We start from the raw sequence: 19,068 nt of genomic DNA, 5'->3' as shown, positions 1-19,068 counted from the left end.
TCAGCAGGAAGCTCTTTCCGCTTTCGGAGAGGCCGTTGACGTGCGCTGGTATGAAAGTATCAAGGAGGCTAAAGCCGAATGGGGAGAACTGCATGGTGTATTTTTTTCCAATGAGCTTCCGGACGCATTTCCCGTTCACTTGATTGAATATCGTGACGGAAGCTGGCATGAAGTCTATGTGACAGAAGAAGAGGAGGAAGAGGAAGGACGCTTGTTTTCCGAGCGGCTTGGTCCACTCTCAACCCCGATGCTTGCCGATTATATCAAAGACGAGTGCATTCCTCCGTTGGAAGGCTACCGCACCGAGGTAAACCTGGAGAGTCTTCGTTGGATGGAAGACGTAGCAGGATGGCTAACCAGGGGCTATATACTAACCGTTGATTATGGATATGAGCGCGGTGTCCTGTATGCGCCCTCGCGAAAGAACGGAACCCTGCTGTGTTACCGTTCGCATACAATAAGCGAAGATCCGTATAAAGCCCCCGGTGAAAGTGACATAACGTCTCACGTGAATTTTTCGGCGCTTATCGATAAAGGTGAAGTATGCGGGCTTAAGACGCTGGGGTTTTATACACAACAGCAATTTCTGATGCAGGCGGGGATAGTGGCGCGTTTGCAGTCGCATACGGGAGGCGATCCGTTCCGCAATGAAGCTGCGAAGCGAAATCGTGCCATCCGACAGCTTATTATGCCGGAAGGGATGGGACATGCGTTTCGTGTGCTTATCCAGGCAAAGGGAGTAGAGAGTACGCTAACCTGCTGTACACCCTGGTCATTGCAGATGTAGAGAACACAGAAGGAAAAGCAATGGATGCTAAATAAAAAAACGGAGGGGACGAAATTCCGCTCCGTTTTCGCATGTATTATAGGAATGAGGACAGCGTGTTTACTACAGCACTTGCATGCTCTCCGTCAAGGTTCTTCGGATAATCACCGAAGAAAGCGTAGAACATAAAGCCGGTAAACGCTAACAGCAGGTAAGTCATAAAAATTGTCATGTATGTTCTTTCCGAAAGTTCAACAAAGCTCAAAGCCAGGAACATGCCCGTTTGAGCAAAGAATAACAGTGCCATTGCTTGCAGTCCACCCCATAACCCCATTAGCGCAATGACCAGGCAAAAAAATGCCAGTACACGATACATGCGTGCCATCTCTAATTTCCCTCCTTTTGCTGCTGTTCTAGATAAAACTGTAAATCATTCTTATTATAATCCAGTCATTAAAGCCTGTAAATGTAAAGGTTTGTCCATTGTATGACACATCAGGAAAGGCGTAACATTGTATAGTCGCAGGACTTACAACCTGCCAGCATAGAATTTTCTTCAATTAGGGAAATATTCTCGCCGAAGTATGTTTCGAAAATGCCAAGCAGCAGCGCATGATGCATCCGGCAGATGCTTTCCGGATTTTTCACGGCTGTTTCTTTGAATGTGCAGTTATACACGCGGAAACGGAGATGTTGTTCATCAATGAGTTCGATTTCCGGATTGAGTCCTTGAGCCAACACCAGGCGATGGATCGAAGCAATTTTTTCTTCTGTCTTCATTCCGGTAAAACCGACACGCTCTTTCTCGATTGCCTGTCTTGCAGCTTCATGGCCGAATTTACGCCCCATTTCATACAACGCTTTCTGTCCCGCCTCACCTAAAGAAAGAAGCGTTTCAATAGCGATATTAGCCAAAAGCTGGTAGTCACGCGGCGGGAACTGCAGGCTGATAACCTCATCAGACAAAGAGTACAAACGGCTAGGACGTCCGCCTTTTCCGGTTTTTTCTGAGGTGGAATTCAACAGGTTTACGTCCTCAAGTTTTGTTAAGTGCAGGCGCGCGACGTTTGGATGAATATCGAATTGTTCGGCAATTTCTTGCACGGTGACGGCACGATGACTGGACACAATGTATTGATAAATGGAAAAACGAGTAGGGTCAGCAAGAACGCTGGTTAATTTTAAGGTTTCATTTTCCATCGGGAGTCCCCCTTTTTATTTCTTATATCTGGGGTTAATTATAGTACAAATAAAAGAAAGGGTAAATGAAACTTTTGTAAACACTATTGACATAGAAATAAATGCAATAATATAATTAAGTTAATTAAAAGGTAGGAATTCCTATTCTTTATTCACTTTACATTTTTTATAAGCTATACATTTGTCATAGATAAATAACATTTGAATAGTTGACAAGGAGATGACCGGGGATGAGTGAGCACCATTTAACATTCTATACTTATCCAAGCTGTACCTCTTGCCGCAAAGCGAAAGCATTCCTGAAAGAAAAAGGAATCGAGTATGATGAGCGTCATCTGTTTAAAAATCCTCCTTCATCTGAAGAATTGTTAGAAATTATCAAAATGACTAACAATGGAATTGATGACATTTTATCAACGCGCAGCCGCAAGTTTAAAGAATTGGACAAAGATATCGAAGACATGACTGTTTCCGAGCTCTTGGAGATGGTGAGTGAGGAGCCGCGACTGCTTCGTCGGCCGATTATTTTTGACGGAGAAAACTTGATTATCGGCTATAACCGCACCGCCATGCAGGATTTGCTGGCATAGCGCCGTATATTGTTTTGCTAAGAATAAGGACGACGGGCATTCCCGTCGGCTTTTTGTGTACGTATAGGAAAGTATATGTTGATTTACAGTTCTAAAGCGACATATACTTTCCCTCTATTTTGTGTATACGGGGGAGCAATTCCGATCTTTGCAATATAAAAAGGTTCTATCTTTCATTACATAAGTATGGTATAATAACTTACATAATATTGAATATGTTTGTTTTTGGAGGAGTCTGTCACCAGAGGCTTATCTATGTCTAAAAGGAGCCTGTGGTCACAGGCTCCTTTTTCTATTTTGTAACGGTTTTTTAGACAAAATATCATTATATAAAGAAGAAAGGCGGAGAAAATATGCTTATTTTTCAGTTAGCTATCATCTTACTTGCTTCTAAAATAGCGGGGGACATTAGCGTACGTTTAGGTCAGCCAGCTGTATTAGGGAAGCTGCTTATCGGGATTGTTTTAGGACCAGCGGTCTTAGGAGTGATAACGGATACAGAGATTTTAGGTGAGCTAAGCCAAATTGGTGTCATTCTTCTTATGTTTATTGCCGGTCTCGAAACCGACGTAGATGATTTTAAGCGAACAGGCAAGGCCTCTACTTATGTTGGGGTCGTAGGCATTATTGTCCCTTTAGCAGCAGGCTATCTTGCCGGTATGATTTTAGGTCTTGCCCCCCTGCATTCACTCTTCCTTGGCCTGTTGCTGTCAGCTACAAGCGTAAGCATCTCGGTTCAAGCGTTAAAAGAGATGGGAAAGCTCAATTCTAGAGAAGGAACAACCATTCTGGGAGCTGCGGTAATTGATGATCTTCTTGTCATCATTGCGCTGGCTTTCCTTATGAGTTTAGCCGGTGGTGATGTACATCTTGGAGCGGTTATTCTGAAGAAGGTAGTTTTCTTTGCCGTTGTTATCTTGCTTAGCTGGAAATTGGTCCCGTGGATACTGAAACAATTTGCTCCGCTTCGCGTTACGGAATCGGTCATATCTGCAGGGTTAATTATCTGTTTTCTTTTTGCTTATCTGGCAGAGTATGCAGGAGTTGCGGCGATTATTGGCGCTTACATCGCGGGGATTACCATTGGTTTTACTGACTATAGAGACGAGGTTTCCGAAAAGATAGAAACCATAAGCTATGCCGTTTTTGTGCCTGTATTTTTCACCTCCATTGGTGTTGCTGTAGAATTTAGCGGGATTGGAAACCAGTTGGGATTAATTCTAGGTTTTAGCATAGTAGCTATTGTAACGAAATTGGTTGGCGGGGCCTTTGGTGCGATGGCGGCTGGATTCAACTGGCGAAACTCGCTGGGGATTGGCTCAGCCATGGTATCCCGTGGCGAAGTGGCTTTAATTATTGCAGGAATTGGCCTTGAGACAAGTATGCTTGATAAAGAGCTATTTTCAGTGCTTGTAGTGGTGGTTTTGGTTACGACAATTGTGACGCCTCCCATGATGAAATGGTTCTTTACGGATAAAGGCGCCGAAAAAGTGGGTGTTAAAAAGGAAACGTAAATCAAATCATTTACAAAAGAGAGCGGTCCATGTACATGCTTTTAGTTGGGAGGGTGAACAACTGTGATATAATTACACCAGTGAAATGAACGGAGGAGATTATGCTTGCCAGACTCTAATTTAGTATTGCTTGTTGACGGAATGTCTTTATTGTTCCGCGCTTATTACGCGACTTCTTATAATGGATATATTATGAAAACTAGCTCAGGCGTACCAACAAATGCTATTTATGGTTTTGTGAAGTATTTTTGGGATGCCGTTCAGACATTTAAGCCTAGTCATGTAGTTTGCTGCTGGGATATGGGAAGTAAAACGTTTCGGAGCGATTTATACGTTTCCTATAAGGCGAATCGATCAGAACCGCCAAATGAATTGCTTCCGCAGTTCGATTTAGTCAAAGATGTAGTAAGTAGCTTTGGGGTTCCTAATGTTGGTGTAAAGGGATACGAAGCGGATGATTGTATCGGCACTTTATCTCGTTGCTATGGCAGTAAAGCAGATGTTAGAATTTTAACGAGCGATCGGGACAGTTTACAACTAATAAATGATCGTGTTCATGCGGTAATCATGAAAAAAGGGTTGTCTAACTATACTGTTTATACTCCTGAATTGCTAATGAGTGAAATGGGAATCACTCCTGAACAGGTTATTGATTTAAAAGCTTTAATGGGTGATTCGAGCGATTGTTATCCAGGGGTAAGGGGGATTGGAGAAAAGACCGCTTTAAAGTTGTTGAAAGAACATCAAACAATCGAAGGGATTCTAGAGAATATATCTTCCCTTTCCGCTGGACTTCGAAAAAAAATTGAAACAGATATAGACATGCTTCACCTTTCCAGGCAGTTGGCCAGAATTAAAACAGATGTTCCAATTACGTGCTCACTTAACGAGTGTGGCTGGAAAGTCGATTATGATAAGGTAAAAGAGCAATTTGAAGCATTGGAGTTCAAGGGTCTTACGAAATTAATTTTAACTTGAAAATACGTTGCTGAATTTGAGATTCACCGCCTGCTAAATAGGCTGGCTGAGTATACTATGTAAACCAAGTGAATGAGGGGAGAGAGAAGATGAGCACAGTTTTAATAGAAAAGCAGGACGGGATCGCTCTCGTAACATTGAACCGCCCGGAAGTCCGAAATGCGATTAGTTTTGAAATGGTAGAAGAGCTGGACGCATGTCTGGATGATTTATCCGCTGATAACGAAGTAAAAGTAGTTATTTTTACAGGTGCCGGAGATAAAGCATTCGTGTCGGGAGGAGATCTCGACCAGTTCCTATCAGTACGCACGAAGGACAAGTCTTATCCGATGCTTATGCGGGTGGCTCGTCTGCTTAGCAAGATTGAGCGGTATCCGAAGCCAACGATCGCCATGATGAACGGGGCGGCCATCGGTGGCGGCTGTGAATTCGCCACCGCCTGCCGTTTCCGTATGGCGAGTGACAGAGCGAAGATGGGATTCGTACAAATCGGCATGCACATTATTACCGGGTGGGGAAGCGGCACTCGACTTATGGAGAAAATCGGCACAAACAACGCGCTTACGCTGTTGTTGACGGGAGAGTTGTTCGACGCTGCATACGGTAAAGAGATTGGATTTATTGATCGTGTGTTTCCGCATGAGACACTGCGCGAAGAGGTGTTTGCCTTCGCTGCAAAAATTGCCGATAAACCGCTTGCAGGCATCGAAGCATACATGAAAGTCGCCAAAATGGTTGATTCCGGCCTGGCGCGCGACGTATGCATCGAAGAAGAGATTGATCTCTGCTCCTCGCTTTGGGGATCAGACGCTCATTATGGCGTAGTTCAGAAATTTTTGCAAAAAAAATAAAAGAAACCGAAAATCCCTGCGTTTAAAACTTTCAATGGCTGGACATACTATTTTACTAGAAAATCAGTCTATGAAATCTAGCAAGTGCATAAAAATAGTGATAACAAGGCAAATTGCAAAGTAAACGGAGGGATTCATATATGACGGCAACACGACAGGATGCATGGACACCGGATGATGATTTGTTGCTGGCTGAAGTGACACTGCGCCATATCCGCGAAGGAAGTACACAACTGTGCGCATTCGAAGAAGTAGGCGAGCGGCTCAGCAGGACGGCAGCGGCGTGCGGGTTCCGCTGGAACAGCACCGTGCGCAAACGCTATGAGGACGCGATTCAAATCGCCAAGGCTCACCGTCAGGAGCGGAAGAAAGCGAAGCGGAAGCTCAAAAGCGTAGCTTCTCTTTCCCTGGTAGAAGAGGCAAGTCTAGTAGAAGAGAATAACCAGACTAATGGAAAAGAAACGGTGGCTTTGCGGCATCAGGAGATGCAGGAAGAGCTTTCGTTCGATGTGGTCATTCGCTTCTTGCGCGGTCAGAAGGATGTATTCAAGCGTATGAAGCAGTTGGAAAAAGAAGCTGAGGATAGCCGCAGAGAGCTGGAAGAATTGCGCGCCGAGAATGAGAGTCTGAAAGAAGAGTTGTCTTTAATGAAGTCGAACTATCAAGTTGTCAATGACGATTACAAAGCGCTGATTCAAATTATGGACCGTGCGCGGAAAATGGCGTTTCTCGGCAGCGAAGAAGACGTGGATGTCAAGCAGCGTTTTAAGATGGATGCCAACGGTAACCTCGAGCGTGTCGATTACCGGTAGAGTAAAAAAGAGGGACAGATCAGGGCAGGGCATAGGCTTTGCTCTTCTGTCTCTCTTTTTTTATACTGCACAATTAAAAAAATTTCGAAAGTAAAAAGGTATTTTTGAGCGTTTGTAGAAACTAATAAGATATAGCAACCTATTTTTACATATTGTGCATGAAAGGGTGAGCGAATGGAAATTAGAACGGTCCTCATTGCGAATCGGGGCGAAATTGCCCGTCGAATCATACGAACGTGCAAAGCAAAAGGAATTCGTACGATTGCGGTTTATTCCGAGGCCGATGCCACCATGCCTTTTGTGCGTGAAGCGGATACAGCGGTTTTAATTGGTCCGCCGCCGGTGGCGCAGAGCTATTTGAATATGGAAACGATTTTACAGGCCGCCAAAGAACATGGTGCCGATGCCATCCACCCGGGCTACGGCCTGCTGTCCGAGAATGGACGCTTTGCAAGACGGTGCGCGGAAGAAGGGATGATATTCATAGGTCCACGTCCGGAAGTGATGGAAGATATGGGCGCCAAAATTCGTGCACGCAGCAAGATGATAGAAGCAGGTGTGCCGGTCGTTCCAGGCTATAACGGCAACATTTTAGATGCAGAAGAAGCGTGCCGCGTCGCAGCAGAAATCGGGTATCCGGTCATGCTGAAAGCCAGCGCAGGCGGCGGTGGTATCGGGATGCAGATTTGCCGCGATGACGAAGAGGTTAGAAAAGCATTTCAATCTGCCAAAGGACGTGCGAAAGCATACTTCGGTAACGATGATATGTTTATTGAGAAATATATTGACAATCCGCATCATATTGAGGTCCAAATTGCCGGCGATGAGCATGGCCGTATCGTGCATTTGTTCGAACGTGAATGTTCGATTCAGCGTCGCCATCAGAAAGTAATCGAAGAAAGCCCTTCTCCTTTCCTCGACGAGACGACACGGGGTCTGATTTGTGACGCTGCTGTACGGGCGGCGCAAGCCGTTGAATATACAGGGGTTGGCACCGTCGAATTTATTATGGACGGGAATAAAGAATTTTTCTTCCTGGAGATGAATACACGCCTGCAGGTAGAGCACCCGGTCACCGAAGCGGTAACGGGGCTTGATTTGGTAGAGCTGCAGCTTACAATCGCTGAAGGGAAAGCGCTACCATTTACACAGGAAGACATAACACAGCAGGGGCATGCGATGGAGCTTCGCATCTATGCCGAAGATCCGGTTACATTCATGCCGTCTCCCGGTACGATTTCCCGCTATGAGCAGCCGGAAGGTGAAGGGATTCGCATCGATGACGCAGTCGAGTCCGGCTCGGTGATTACACCGTTCTATGACCCGATGATCGGCAAGCTCATTGTCAGCGGCAACACGCGGGCGGAAGTGATTGCACGGGCTGAGGACGCGCTTGCTCAATATGCGATCGAAGGCATTAAAACAAACATCTCAATGCTTAGCGAGGTGCTCGGTGATGAGGAATTTGCCGCTGGTATATATACGACGCAATTCGTCCAGCAAATGAAAAGAATGAACAACAAATAGGGGGAAGAGAGCGTATGAAACAAATTGTAGCAAATATGGCAGGTACAGTAATCAATATATTGGTGAATGAAGGAGACGAAGTGCAGGCAGGCGCTGACGTCGTTATGCTCGAATCCATGAAAATGGAAGTGCCGGTAGCGGCGGAAGTGTCCGGAAAAGTAACCGCCATTAAAGTAAATATCAGTGATTTTGTCAATGAGGGAGATATATTGATCGAGCTTGAAGGATAAGGAGGTAGCATGATGGATAACCGGGTTACGCTCTTTGAAGTCGGCCCGCGCGACGGGTTGCAGAACGAAAAAGACAGCGTTCCTACTTCTGTCAAGGTTGAACTGATTGAGCGATTAGTCAGTGCAGGGATCCGTCATATCGAGGCGACTTCCTTTGTTAATCCGAAGTGGATTCCACAGCTGGCCGATGCGGTTGATGTGCTGAATCAACTGCATCGGGAAGATGATGTCGTCTACAGTGCGCTTGTGCCCAATCTTAAGGGATTGGAACGAGCCAGACAGACTGGAATACGGGAAATTGCCGTGTTCATGTCGGCCAGTGAATCGCACAACAAAAGCAACATCAATAAAACAATTGAAGAAACGTACCCGGTCCTGCAGGAAGTGGTTGAGGCAGCCATAGCGGAAGGGATGCGTGTGCGCGGCTATGTGTCCACTGCATTCGGGTGTCCGTACGAAGGAGAAGTGTCTCTTTCGGCAGTGGCTCGTGTAACGGAGAAGCTGCTGCGCATGGGCGTCTATGAAGTCTCCATCGGAGACACGATCGGCGTGGGTACGCCAGGCCAGGTGAAGGAGCGATTTATTTCCCTTATCGAACAATTTGGTGCAGCGCGGCTCGCCGGTCATTTCCACGATACGCGCGGCACGGGACTTGTGAACGTCTATGCAGCGCTTGAAGCGGGCATTCGCACGTTTGACAGCTCGATTGCAGGGCTTGGCGGCTGCCCGTATGCTCCGGGCGCATCCGGCAACATCTCGACGGAGGACCTGGTGTATATGCTTCATGGTATGGGGATAGAGACGGGCGTGCAACTGGAGAAGCTGGTGGAGACAGGCGCGTTTATGGAACGTGTGCTGAACCGCACACTGCCTTCACGGGTACTGCAGGCAATGAAAAAAACAGGCAAGGAAGGGGAATGCGGCAATGAGCAATACACAGCAGGCAAGTAAAGCGCTTACAGATACGCTTCGTGAACGAGTTGAGCAGATACAGGCCGGCGGCGCCGAGAAATACCATCTCAAAAACAAAGAACAGAATAAGCTTTTTGTACGTGATCGACTGAAGCTGTTATTTGATGATGAATTTCAACTTGAGGATGGCCTGTTTGCCAATTTCATGGCTGGCGATTTGCCTGCAGATGGCGTGGTCACTGCTATTGGCAAAGTAAATGGTCAGACAGTGTGCGTCATGGCAAACGACTCCACTGTCAAAGCCGGGTCTTGGGGCGCACGTACGGTTGAGAAGATTATCCGCATTCAAGAAACGGCTGAAAAGCTGCGTGTGCCGATGATTTATCTCGTTGATTCAGCAGGGGCGCGCATTACGGACCAGATTCAAATGTTTCCGGGCCGTCGTGGTGCCGGCCGCATTTTCTACAATCAGGTGAAGATGTCCGGTATGGTGCCACAGGTATGCGTATTGTTCGGACCTTCTGCGGCCGGCGGCGCATACATCCCGGCATTCTGCGACATTGTTATTATGGTGGATGGCAATGCCAGCATGTATCTGGGCTCGCCACGCATGGCCGAGATGGTCATCGGAGAGAAGGTTACGCTTGAAGAAATGGGAGGTGCCCGCATGCACTGCTCTGTTAGCGGTTGCGGCGACGTATTGGCCGCTTCTGAGCAGGAAGCGATTGAATCCGCACGTCAGTACCTTTCTTATTTTCCGGCTAACTTCCAGGAGAAACCGCCGGTACGCAAGGCGAAAGCGCCGAAGGCAGGCGTGCGCAGCGTAGAAGAGATTGTCCCGACCAACCAAAACGCGCCGTTCAACATGCATGAGTTGATTGAGGCCATTGTAGACGAAGGCTCTTTCTATGAGATGAAAAAGTTATTCGCAGCGGAATTGGTAACCGGATTCGCGCGTATGGACGGTAAGCCTGTCGGCATCCTTGCAAACCAGCCGCGCGTGAAAGGCGGCGTACTCTTTGTCGATTCGGCAGATAAAGCAGCGCGTTTCATCAACCTGTGTGATGCCTATAGCATTCCATTACTGTTCCTTGCTGATGTCCCTGGTTTTATGATTGGTACGAAAGTAGAGCGTGCAGGTATTATTCGCCACGGCGCCAAGATGATTTCGGCGATGTCGGAAGCGTCTGTACCAAAGATTTCTGTGATTGTGCGCAAGGCATACGGTGCAGGTCTGTACGCAATGGCAGGTCCTGCGTTCGAGCCAGATTGCTGCCTGGCACTCCCGACAGCACAGATTGCGGTAATGGGTCCTGAAGCAGCCGTGAATGCGGTGTACAGTAACAAGATTAACGCAATCGAAGACCCGCAGGAACGCCAAAAGTTCGTTATGGAAAAACGAAAGGAATACCAGGAAGACATCGATATCTATCGCCTCGCTTCCGAGCTTATTATCGATGGAATTGTAGAAGGAAACCAACTTCGCAAAGAGCTGATTGGCCGTCTTGAAGTTTATAGCAGCAAACAACTGACCTTCTCGCATCGCAAGCATCCGGTCTATCCAGTATAAGCCCTTGGTGATGGCGAGTCGGCTACACACCGCTCCTCGATTGGCGTTTTCGAATGTATGCGGATGTGTTATGATGGAACATATTGATAGCGATTGAGGAGCAAGAACATGAGTCATTCCTTTCAACAGCGTATTCTAACGGCTGCGCACAAGATTTTCATCGAAAAAGGGTACCGGCAGGCCGATATGCGCTCTATCGCCAAAGAAGCGGGCATTGCCGTCGGTACTATTTATAACTATTATCCGAATAAAGCGGTGCTGTATCAGGCGATACTGGTCCAGCAATCGGACGAACTCGACCACCGGATTTTCCAGATTACGCGGGATGAGGAACAGACGTCCATAGAGAAGCTACAATCGATTACCGAGCTTTTGCTCGCATTCGCTGCCAGTCATTCCAGCTTCTGGCGCGAAATTGTTGAAGATCCGCAGCGGAACGCAGAAATGCGGGATGAAGGCCACAAGGCACAGATGTAGGCCCACGAGCAGCTTAAAAAGCACTTGCTCAGTGTATTTGCCGAGTTTACCGCACAATCTGCATGGACGGAGCGTCATGTACTGACGTATATGGCAGCGGTAACGCATATTGGCTTCTTTTTTCCGGATCAGCAGGAAGAAAACCGGAGGTATGTAATGGGGCTTGTGCAGCACATGATTGACCAAGCAGCCTTTGAGGATAAGGCAGAGAAGCATATTCACGAGTGAAGGAGACAAGATAGATGGGAGGCTAACTTCTCATCTATCTTTTTTCTTTGAAAATCATGAGAAAAGAAGGAAGGGGAAGAGGAAAGAAGATCCGGAGAAGAAAAAGGCCTTCGCCTTTTTCTGCATTGAAATCACTGTCTCGTTCTCTTCTCTCTTTTCCTTCGTACTACGAGCGTTGCTCGATCACTTGTTCATTTTCACGGCAGGGCTTGTAGCTAGATAAGTGATGGTGATTTTGTGTTATACTTATTTTAAATAAGCAAAGAAAGGATGAACCGTGTGCAACTGCAAAAGGTACGATTACTACCCGGCCAAGCGATTGTGCGTGATTACATACATAACTATGAGAAAGTGAAAGAGTTTTATTTATATAGACCATACGAGCAGGCCAGTATTGAGAAGCGTCTCAGTTGGCTTGCTGCGCATCCGGCATCGAACCGGCCGGAACTGGTAGACGGACTGCTTGCGTTTAACAGGGAAATCGGCAATCATGCGCATGCCTTACAGAACATCGAGAAGCTGCGCCAACCGGATGCGTATGTGACGGTGGCGGGCCAGCAGGCGGGTGTGCTCACCGGTCCGCTCTATACAATTCATAAGGCGATTACCATCATTCGGCTTGCGGAAGAGCAGGAAGCAAAGCGGGGCAAGCCGGTCGTTCCGGTATTCTGGATTGCAGGCGAAGACCATGACTATGAAGAGGTCAACCATACGTATGTACAAACGCGCGCGTCTGAAGTGAAGAAAGTAAAGCTTGGGACAGAGCACGCAGGACGGACGTCCATCTCACATTTGCCGGTAGCTCCGGATGAAATACGTACCTTTATTGACGAGTATTTCGCCGAACAAATCGAGACCGAATTTTCCGGGGAAATAAAAGAAACATTGTACCGGTTTGCCGAAAGCTCCGATACGCTCACCGGTTTTTTCGCACGAACGATGGCGTGGCTGCTCGGCGAACAGGGACTTATCCTAATGGATGCGGCGCTTCCGTTTGTACGACGCTTAGAGAAGCCGGTGTTTGCGCAAATTATTGAGCGGAATGAAGAACTGAACGAAGCGGTATCTGTACAGGGGGAGAAACTCGAAGCGCTCGGCTATCATCGGCAGGTGGAGACGGATAGGTCAAACGCGCAATTTTTTCTGTATCGGGAAGGGGAGCGTGTCGGTGTAACACGGCTTGCGGACGGCACATTCCAAACGCGCGATGGAAGCGAGACCTATACCAAACAACAATTGCTTACCATGCTCGAAGAGAATCCAGAGCAATTCAGCGCCAATGTGGTGACGCGACCGTTGATGCAGGAATATTTGCTGCCGACACTTGCGTTCGTCGGCGGACCGGGGGAGATTGCCTACTGGGGACTGTATGCCGAGTCATTCCGACGCATGGGCTTTGAGATGCCGCCGCTTATTCCGCGGCTGTCGTTTAGCCTGTTCGAAGGCGCGGTGCAGAAAAACATGCGCAAGTATGAAGTGAGCACGAAAGAGGCGTTGACCGGCCTCGCGGAGAAACGTGAACAATTCCTTGCCGCTCAGGATACACTAAACTTCGAAGAGAAGTTTAATGATGTGCGGGAGAAAATTACGCGCCTGTATACTCCTCTTATTCGAGATGCGGCGGAAATCGAACGCGGACTGCAGAATCTCGGTGAAAAAAACCTGGAAAAAGTTCTCGAACAGGTTTCCTATTATGAAAACAAAATCCAGGCCGCCTTCGTTAAACAACATGAAGCGGCGCTGCGCCAATTCGATCGTATTGCAGTTTCACTGTTTCCATTGGACAAACCGCAGGAACGAGTTTACAATATATTTGGTTATCTTAACAAATACGGCATGGAATGGTTCAGAGCGTTTGCCTCGTATCCGTACGACGTTGTACCTGAACACTATGCGGTATTTATTGATTAAAGACGGGAGGCTGACATTTTGAATACAACAGAAAAAAGCATCGTGCGCGACATGAGTCTCGCGCCGAGCGGACATCTGAAAATTGACTGGGTTAAAGAACATATGCCCGTGTTAAACCGCATTCGTGAACAGTTTGAAAAAGAACAGCCGTTCAAAGGCTTAAAAGTAGCCATTTCGCTGCACCTGGAAGCAAAAACGGCATACCTGGCCAAAGTTGTGAAAGCCGGCGGAGCCGACGTTACGATTACAGGCAGCAACCCGCTATCCACACAGGACGATGTAGCCGCTGCTCTTGTAGAAGACGGCATCACAGTATTTGCGAAATACAATCCTGACCCTGCTGAATATAAAGAACACTTTATCAAAACGCTTGAAACAAAACCGGATTTAATCATTGACGACGGCGGCGACCTCGTTACGATTCTGCACTCCGAACGTCCGGACCTGCTTGAGCAGGTACGCGGAGGCTGCGAAGAAACGACGACAGGCGTTATCCGCAACCGTGCGTTAGAGAAGTCGGGCGAATTGAAATTCCCGATGATCGCGGTAAACGACGCGTACTGCAAGTATTTGTTCGACAATCGATATGGTACAGGCCAGTCCGTATGGGACGGCATCAACCGCACGACCAATCTGGTAGTTGCGGGCAAAACGGTCGTCGTTATCGGTTACGGCTGGTGCGGCCGTGGCGTGGCGCTGCGTGCAAAAGGTCTCGGCGCCAAAGTTATCGTTACTGAAATCGACGGCATCAAAGCGATCGAAGCATACATGGATGGTTTCGAAGTTATGCCGATGGCGGAGGCGGCGAAACACGGCGATTATTTTGTAACGGTAACCGGCAACCGTGACGTTATCCGCGGTGAACATATCGAGGTGATGAAAGACGGCGCGATCTTGTCCAACGCCGGTCATTTCGATGTCGAAATCAATAAGCCGGAACTTGAAGCGCTCTCTACATCCAAGCGCGTCGTACGCAAAGATATTGAGGAATACATCATGAAAGACGGCCGCAAAATTTATCTGCTGGCGGAAGGCCGTCTCGTCAACCTGGCGGCAGGCGACGGGCACCCGGCGGAAATCATGGATATGACGTTTGCGCTGCAGGCTGTGTCTCTTGCATATGTCAATGAGAGGTACAAAGAGATTGGGGCGCGCGTGCTTAACGTTCCGTATGAACTGGATGAGCAGGTGGCTCGTTTGAAGCTGGAAGCTTTGGGACTGGGCATAGATACTTTGACAGAAGAGCAGAAAGCGTATCTGGAAAGCTGGAAAGAAGAATAGGAAAAAACTCACAGTGTCGAATGGGGGTGTTCACCCATTCGACATTTTTTTTATGCAATTAGCGCTAATTCACCAAAACTTCCTAAGTTTTTATAGAAGGATTTCATTTTATAAGCTAGAATACGTATGTGGTATAAAGTGGGGCAAAGTGGAGGAAAAGGTAAACAGGTAGGTGAGAAGGCGTGTTCATGGGAGAGTTTGAGCATACGCTGGACGATAAAGGACGGCTGACGATTCCTTCCCGTTTCCGGGAGGAGCTCGGCGAACGCTTCGTCATGACGCGCGGACTGGACCACTGTTTGTTTGTATACCCAATGGAAGAATGGAGCGTGCTGACAGGAAAGCTGAAAGCCCTCCCCTTTACTCGGGCCGATGCTCGTGCGTTTACCCGCCTGTTTTTCTCCGGTGCTACTGAATGTGTGCTGGACAAGCAGGGTAGAGTAAATATACCGGTCACCCTTCGCAGACACGGGAGAATTGATAAGGAATGCGTTGTTATCGGCGTATCTAACCGGATTGAGATTTGGAGTCTGGCAGAGTGGGAAAAGTATACGTCCGAGTCCGGCGATTATTTTAATGAGATTGCAGAGAAAATTGTAGACTTTGATTTATAGCAGGACGCAAGGAGGAAAAATGATGTTCCATCATATTACGGTGCTGCACCAGGAAGCAGTGGACGGCTTGGCCATCAAGCCGGGCGGAATTTACGTAGATTGTACGCTTGGTGGTGCCGGCCACAGCTCATTAATCGCATCAAGGCTTAGCGAAGGAGGCCGCCTCATCGCTATCGATCAGGACGATATTGCCCTTGCCAACGCTAAAGAACGCCTGGCACCGTACATGGAACATGTCACGCTTGTCAAAAGCAATTTCCGTCGTATCAAGCAGGTACTTGAAGAATTACATATTCCACAAATCGACGGAGTGCTGTTCGATCTGGGTGTTTCATCGCCTCAGTTGGATGAAGCAGAACGGGGTTTTAGCTATAATGCGGACGCGCCGCTTGATATGCGGATGGATCAGACGCAATCGCTGACCGCTCGCGAAATTGTTAACGAGTGGCCTGAAGAGAAGCTTGCGTCCATTATTTTCGAATACGGCGAAGAGAAGTTTGCGCGCCGTATCGCCAGAGAAATTGCAGTCGAACGCAAGAAGCGTGCAATCGTTACTACAGAAGATTTGGTCGAGTTGATTAAACGCGGCATTCCGGCCGCGGCGAGACGCACCGGACCGCATCCGGCAAAGCGGACATTTCAGGCGATTCGCATTGCGGTAAACGATGAGCTGAACGCCTTTAAAGAAGCGCTGGAAGCGGGCATCGGATTGCTTGCGCCCGGCGGCAGGGCAAGCGTAATTACTTTTCATTCGCTTGAAGATAGGATTTGTAAACAAACCTACCAGGAGTATAGCAAGGGCTGCGTATGTCCGCCGGATTTTCCACAGTGTGCTTGCGGAAACAAGCCGGTGTTGAAAATTATTACACGCAAACCGATTGTACCCGGAGAAGCGGAATTGAACGAGAACCGCAGAGCGCGCTCTGCGAAGCTGCGTGTTGCTGAGAAGCTGGAAATATAAACAGAAGGAGGAGACGAATGCTTTGCGGCCATACAATCAGGGAAATTTAGCCAAACAAATCGAACGGAAGCCGAAACAGCGGACCGTCCAGAAGAAGCGGGTGACAGTTCGGCCTGGCGGCATTAGCGCAGGAGAGAAGCTGCTTTACTTTTTTATCGTCATCGCACTTGTCACTGTGTCTACATTCATTATTGCCCGCTATGCGAAGATTTCGGACTATAACTACCAGATTCTCGAGACGAAGCAGGAAGTGAAGAAAGTGTCGGAGCAAAACGGAGAGCTTCATGCCAAGATTGACGAGCTGAGCAAACCGGAACGCATTCGTAGCATTGCCGAACAAATGGGACTGACAAAGCTTGACGATACAGTCCGGGTATTCAAAGGCGGCACAGCCTCGAACTAGGGAGATGCGAGATGAGGAAAAAAATCAATCTGCGCACGTTATTGATGGGGGGGCTGTTCACGCTCTCCTTTTTTGCGCTCATTTTGCGCACGTTCTGGATTCAGTATGTTGACAGTGCAGAAATTATGGCAAAGGCTAAGGATACATGGGAACGCAGCGATGCCATTAATCCCAAACGGGGCGACATTGTCGACCGGAATGGGCAGCTGCTCGCCTACCATGGCAAAGCATACACCGTTATCGCACGTTTAAAACCGTATCCGAACGATCAGAAAAACCAGAACTATGTGATAGACAAAGAAGAAACGGCGGCCAAGCTTGCGCCTATTCTTAATATGTCGCAGGAGAAAATTCTGGAGCGTTTGTCGAAAGATTTGACGCAGGTGGAGTTGAGGCCGGGAGGATGGAAGATTCCGAAAGAGAAGGCGGAAAAGGTGAAGGCCCTCAACCTTCCGGGCATCGGGTTATATGAGGAGTCACGCCGTTATTACCCGTATGGCGCTTTCGCTTCGCATGCCATCGGCTATACCAATCTCGAAGGCGAAGCGAGAATGGGAATCGAGCGTATGCTAGACGATCAGCTTAAAGGGGAAAAAGGCAGCTTTACTTTCAAGACGGACCGTCGGGGCAATCAACTGCCGGACGGGGTTGAATCGTACAAGCCGGCCAAGGACGGAAATAAAGTCGTACTGACGATTGACCATCAGATTCAGAACTATATTGAAGACGCACTGAATGAGGCAACGGCCAAATATAAGATGGAAGGTGTCAGCGTGGTTGTGTCCGACCCGCATACCGGACAGATTCTTGGTATGGGCAACCGGCCTACATTCAATCCGAATTCACCAACCGACATTAAGAGCTTCTTCAATCCGGTTATCGGGGCAAACTTTGAGCCAGGCTCGACGTTTAAGATTGCTACGCTGGCGGCGGCTATTGAAGAGAAACAATTCAACCCGAATGCGACGTACATGTCAGGGATTTATACGAAGATTAAAGGACAGCCAATTCGTGACCATAATCAGGGCCGTGGCTGGGGTCTGATTACGTACAAAGAAGGCGTAAAGCGTTCCAGTAACGTGGCATTTGTCCGTCTCGGATACGATATGCTGGGAAAAGAGAAGCTGTTCAGCTATTTGACGAAGTTCGGCTTTGGACAAAAAACGGGCATCGACCTGCCGGGTGAAGCCCGCGGATCGTTTAATCCGAACCGCAAATATTATCCGCGCGACATAGCTTCCATCACGTTCGGCCAGGGCGTATCCGTAACGGCTATCCAGCAGGTGGCGGCCGTAGGTGCGATCGCAAACGGCGGCAAGCTAATGAAACCATATATTGTAAAGGAAATCCGTGATGCCAAAACAGATAAAGTTATCCAGGAGCATAAACCGCAAATGGTACGGCGCGTAGTCTCCGAAGAGACGGCCAAGCAGACGCGCGACTTGCTCGGCGCGGTCGTCAATGAGAAGAACGGAACCGGCCAGCCTTTCGCTCTGCCGGGCTATCAGGTTGCCGGTAAAACCGGAACCGCCCAGGTCGCGGAAAACGGGCGCTACGTGGCAGGAAAATACATTAACTCATTCATCGGTTTTGCTCCGAAAGACAATCCGAAGCTGCTCATTTATGTCGTAGTCAACCAACCGCACATCGACAATCCGTCCGCCGGAGGAAAAATTATTGCCGCACCAATCTTTAAGTCGGTTATGGAGCGCAGCCTTCACTATTTGAAACTGTCGCCGGATAAAACGGACAGAAAAACCGTAGAAGTTGTGACGAATGAATCGGTGGTCATGCCGGAACTCGGCGGAGAGACGGTGGAATCGGGCAAGCAATTGCTGGCACAGGCCGGTCTCAAAGGCCGGGTGCTTGGCAAGGGGAAGACCATAGTCGGCCAGTATCCGAAAGCGACCACGCCCCTCACCAAGGGAACGCCGGTGTATATGCTGACGTCGAAAGAAGGCGTACAAATGCCTGATTTGCGCGGTAAAACGCTGCGTGAGGTCATGGAGCTTGCATCGCTTCTTGATATGCAGGTGCCTATTTTCAAGGGTGAAGGTTATGTTGTGAGCCAGAGCATTCAACCGGGAACGGTGATAAAAAAAGGCGACAAGCTTACCGTGACGCTGGCGCCGAAATCGGTAACGCCAACACCTGTACCGGAAGAGGAAAGCAAGTCGGAGAAGAACGGCAAAACGGAGAGGAAAGCGGAGAACTAAGGAAAGCCTGTTCTATCTTTTTTGCTC

General features: G+C 48.2%; 20 protein-coding genes. 18 read left to right on the top strand and 2 right to left on the bottom strand.

The annotated features are described in order from the left end of the window. A partial coding sequence (locus B2899_RS04815; protein WP_286884361.1) for a class I SAM-dependent methyltransferase occupies positions 1 to 787 on the top strand: 787 nt, incomplete at its 5' end. 76 nt (positions 788 to 863) lie between these two features. Here the strand turns inward: B2899_RS04815 and B2899_RS04810 are convergent. Beyond that, entirely contained in the window at positions 864 to 1,151 is a 288-nt protein-coding gene (locus B2899_RS04810) for a DUF2626 family protein (protein WP_146808059.1), read from the bottom strand. A 110-nt stretch (positions 1,152 to 1,261) separates the two neighbouring features. After that, on the bottom strand, positions 1,262 to 1,966 hold the full coding sequence (locus B2899_RS04805) for a helix-turn-helix transcriptional regulator (RefSeq protein ID WP_146808058.1): 705 nt from the start codon (positions 1,964 to 1,966) through the stop codon (positions 1,262 to 1,264). Positions 1,967 to 2,196: 230 nt separating this feature from the next. Here B2899_RS04805 and B2899_RS04800 point away from each other — a divergent pair, with 230 nt between their 5' ends. The 17 genes from B2899_RS04800 (at position 2,197) to B2899_RS04720 (ending at position 19,041) form a co-directional block, all read left to right on the top strand. Further along, positions 2,197 to 2,556, top strand: a complete 360-nt coding sequence (locus B2899_RS04800) for a Spx/MgsR family RNA polymerase-binding regulatory protein (RefSeq protein ID WP_146808057.1) — start codon at positions 2,197 to 2,199, stop codon at positions 2,554 to 2,556. Between the two features lie 353 nt (positions 2,557 to 2,909). Beyond that, positions 2,910 to 4,070, top strand: a complete 1,161-nt coding sequence (locus tag B2899_RS04795; protein ID WP_286884360.1) for a cation:proton antiporter — start codon at positions 2,910 to 2,912, stop codon at positions 4,068 to 4,070. 105 nt (positions 4,071 to 4,175) lie between these two features. Next, entirely contained in the window at positions 4,176 to 5,048 is an 873-nt protein-coding gene (locus tag B2899_RS04790; RefSeq protein WP_286884359.1) for a 5'-3' exonuclease, read from the top strand. Between the two features lie 89 nt (positions 5,049 to 5,137). Beyond that, positions 5,138 to 5,899 carry an enoyl-CoA hydratase/isomerase family protein gene (locus B2899_RS04785; protein WP_146808054.1) on the top strand — a complete coding sequence of 254 codons (762 nt, stop codon included), beginning with the start codon at positions 5,138 to 5,140 and terminating at the stop codon, positions 5,897 to 5,899. 140 nt (positions 5,900 to 6,039) lie between these two features. Beyond that, positions 6,040 to 6,711 carry an RsfA family transcriptional regulator gene (locus B2899_RS04780; RefSeq protein WP_146808053.1) on the top strand — a complete coding sequence of 224 codons (672 nt, stop codon included), beginning with the start codon at positions 6,040 to 6,042 and terminating at the stop codon, positions 6,709 to 6,711. Between the two features lie 180 nt (positions 6,712 to 6,891). After that, a complete protein-coding gene (locus tag B2899_RS04775; protein WP_286884364.1) occupies positions 6,892 to 8,238 on the top strand; it encodes an acetyl-CoA carboxylase biotin carboxylase subunit in 1,347 nt (448 codons plus the stop codon). Positions 8,239 to 8,252: 14 nt separating this feature from the next. Then, on the top strand, positions 8,253 to 8,468 hold the full coding sequence (locus tag B2899_RS04770; RefSeq protein WP_146808052.1) for an acetyl-CoA carboxylase biotin carboxyl carrier protein subunit: 216 nt from the start codon (positions 8,253 to 8,255) through the stop codon (positions 8,466 to 8,468). 12 nt (positions 8,469 to 8,480) lie between these two features. Beyond that, the gene (locus tag B2899_RS04765; protein WP_286884363.1) at positions 8,481 to 9,419 is read left to right on the top strand and encodes a hydroxymethylglutaryl-CoA lyase; all 939 of its coding nucleotides are present in this window, start codon (positions 8,481 to 8,483) and stop codon (positions 9,417 to 9,419) included. Beyond that, complete coding sequence (locus B2899_RS04760; RefSeq protein WP_146808051.1) at positions 9,394 to 10,950, top strand: acyl-CoA carboxylase subunit beta; 1,557 nt, start codon at positions 9,394 to 9,396, stop codon at positions 10,948 to 10,950. Before B2899_RS04765 ends, B2899_RS04760 begins: the two co-directional genes overlap by 26 nt. 108 nt (positions 10,951 to 11,058) lie before the next feature. Further along, positions 11,059 to 11,427, top strand: a complete 369-nt coding sequence (locus B2899_RS04755; RefSeq protein ID WP_286884358.1) for a TetR/AcrR family transcriptional regulator — start codon at positions 11,059 to 11,061, stop codon at positions 11,425 to 11,427. 24 nt (positions 11,428 to 11,451) lie between these two features. Next, positions 11,452 to 11,655, top strand: coding sequence for a hypothetical protein (locus tag B2899_RS04750; protein WP_286884357.1), 204 nt, complete (start codon positions 11,452 to 11,454; stop codon positions 11,653 to 11,655). 279 nt (positions 11,656 to 11,934) lie between these two features. Beyond that, positions 11,935 to 13,566, top strand: a complete 1,632-nt coding sequence (bshC, locus tag B2899_RS04745; protein WP_286884356.1) for a bacillithiol biosynthesis cysteine-adding enzyme BshC — start codon at positions 11,935 to 11,937, stop codon at positions 13,564 to 13,566. Positions 13,567 to 13,584: 18 nt separating this feature from the next. Then, positions 13,585 to 14,847 (top strand): adenosylhomocysteinase, encoded by a 1,263-nt coding sequence (locus B2899_RS04740; RefSeq protein WP_286884355.1) that lies wholly within the window; start codon positions 13,585 to 13,587, stop codon positions 14,845 to 14,847. Positions 14,848 to 15,029: 182 nt separating this feature from the next. Further along, positions 15,030 to 15,461 (top strand): division/cell wall cluster transcriptional repressor MraZ, encoded by a 432-nt coding sequence (gene mraZ, locus B2899_RS04735; RefSeq protein WP_146808047.1) that lies wholly within the window; start codon positions 15,030 to 15,032, stop codon positions 15,459 to 15,461. A 19-nt stretch (positions 15,462 to 15,480) separates the two neighbouring features. Beyond that, positions 15,481 to 16,422 carry a 16S rRNA (cytosine(1402)-N(4))-methyltransferase RsmH gene (rsmH, locus tag B2899_RS04730; protein ID WP_414631746.1) on the top strand — a complete coding sequence of 314 codons (942 nt, stop codon included), beginning with the start codon at positions 15,481 to 15,483 and terminating at the stop codon, positions 16,420 to 16,422. A gap of 22 nt (positions 16,423 to 16,444) precedes the next feature. After that, positions 16,445 to 16,825: a cell division protein FtsL gene (ftsL, locus tag B2899_RS04725; RefSeq protein ID WP_170230058.1), complete on the top strand. Its 381-nt coding sequence runs from the start codon at positions 16,445 to 16,447 to the stop codon at positions 16,823 to 16,825. 11 nt (positions 16,826 to 16,836) lie between these two features. Then, complete coding sequence (locus B2899_RS04720; RefSeq protein WP_286884354.1) at positions 16,837 to 19,041, top strand: PASTA domain-containing penicillin-binding protein; 2,205 nt, start codon at positions 16,837 to 16,839, stop codon at positions 19,039 to 19,041. The last annotated feature ends 27 nt before the right edge of the window (positions 19,042 to 19,068 follow it).

This window comes from Aneurinibacillus sp. UBA3580 (assembly GCF_002375825.1).
Classification (GTDB): domain Bacteria; phylum Bacillota; class Bacilli; order Aneurinibacillales; family Aneurinibacillaceae; genus Aneurinibacillus; species Aneurinibacillus danicus.
The sequence above is the reverse complement of the archived record's forward strand: the minus strand, read 5'-3'. Positions and strand labels throughout refer to the sequence as shown.

Excerpts from the sequence above, each read along its gene's own strand:
- B2899_RS04810 (WP_146808059.1), bottom strand. The coding sequence starts at position 1,151 with ATGGCACGCATGTATCGTGTACTGGCATTTTTTTGCCTGGTCATTGCG.
- B2899_RS04805 (WP_146808058.1), bottom strand. The coding sequence starts at position 1,966 with ATGGAAAATGAAACCTTAAAATTAACCAGCGTTCTTGCTGACCCTACT.
- B2899_RS04800 (WP_146808057.1), top strand. The coding sequence starts at position 2,197 with ATGAGTGAGCACCATTTAACATTCTATACTTATCCAAGCTGTACCTCT.
- B2899_RS04795 (WP_286884360.1), top strand. The coding sequence starts at position 2,910 with ATGCTTATTTTTCAGTTAGCTATCATCTTACTTGCTTCTAAAATAGCG.
- B2899_RS04785 (WP_146808054.1), top strand. The coding sequence starts at position 5,138 with ATGAGCACAGTTTTAATAGAAAAGCAGGACGGGATCGCTCTCGTAACA.
- B2899_RS04780 (WP_146808053.1), top strand. The coding sequence starts at position 6,040 with ATGACGGCAACACGACAGGATGCATGGACACCGGATGATGATTTGTTG.
- B2899_RS04770 (WP_146808052.1), top strand. The coding sequence starts at position 8,253 with ATGAAACAAATTGTAGCAAATATGGCAGGTACAGTAATCAATATATTG.
- B2899_RS04765 (WP_286884363.1), top strand. The coding sequence starts at position 8,481 with ATGGATAACCGGGTTACGCTCTTTGAAGTCGGCCCGCGCGACGGGTTG.
- B2899_RS04760 (WP_146808051.1), top strand. The coding sequence starts at position 9,394 with ATGAGCAATACACAGCAGGCAAGTAAAGCGCTTACAGATACGCTTCGT.
- B2899_RS04755 (WP_286884358.1), top strand. The coding sequence starts at position 11,059 with ATGAGTCATTCCTTTCAACAGCGTATTCTAACGGCTGCGCACAAGATT.
- rsmH (WP_414631746.1), top strand. The coding sequence starts at position 15,481 with ATGATGTTCCATCATATTACGGTGCTGCACCAGGAAGCAGTGGACGGC.
- B2899_RS04720 (WP_286884354.1), top strand. The coding sequence starts at position 16,837 with ATGAGGAAAAAAATCAATCTGCGCACGTTATTGATGGGGGGGCTGTTC.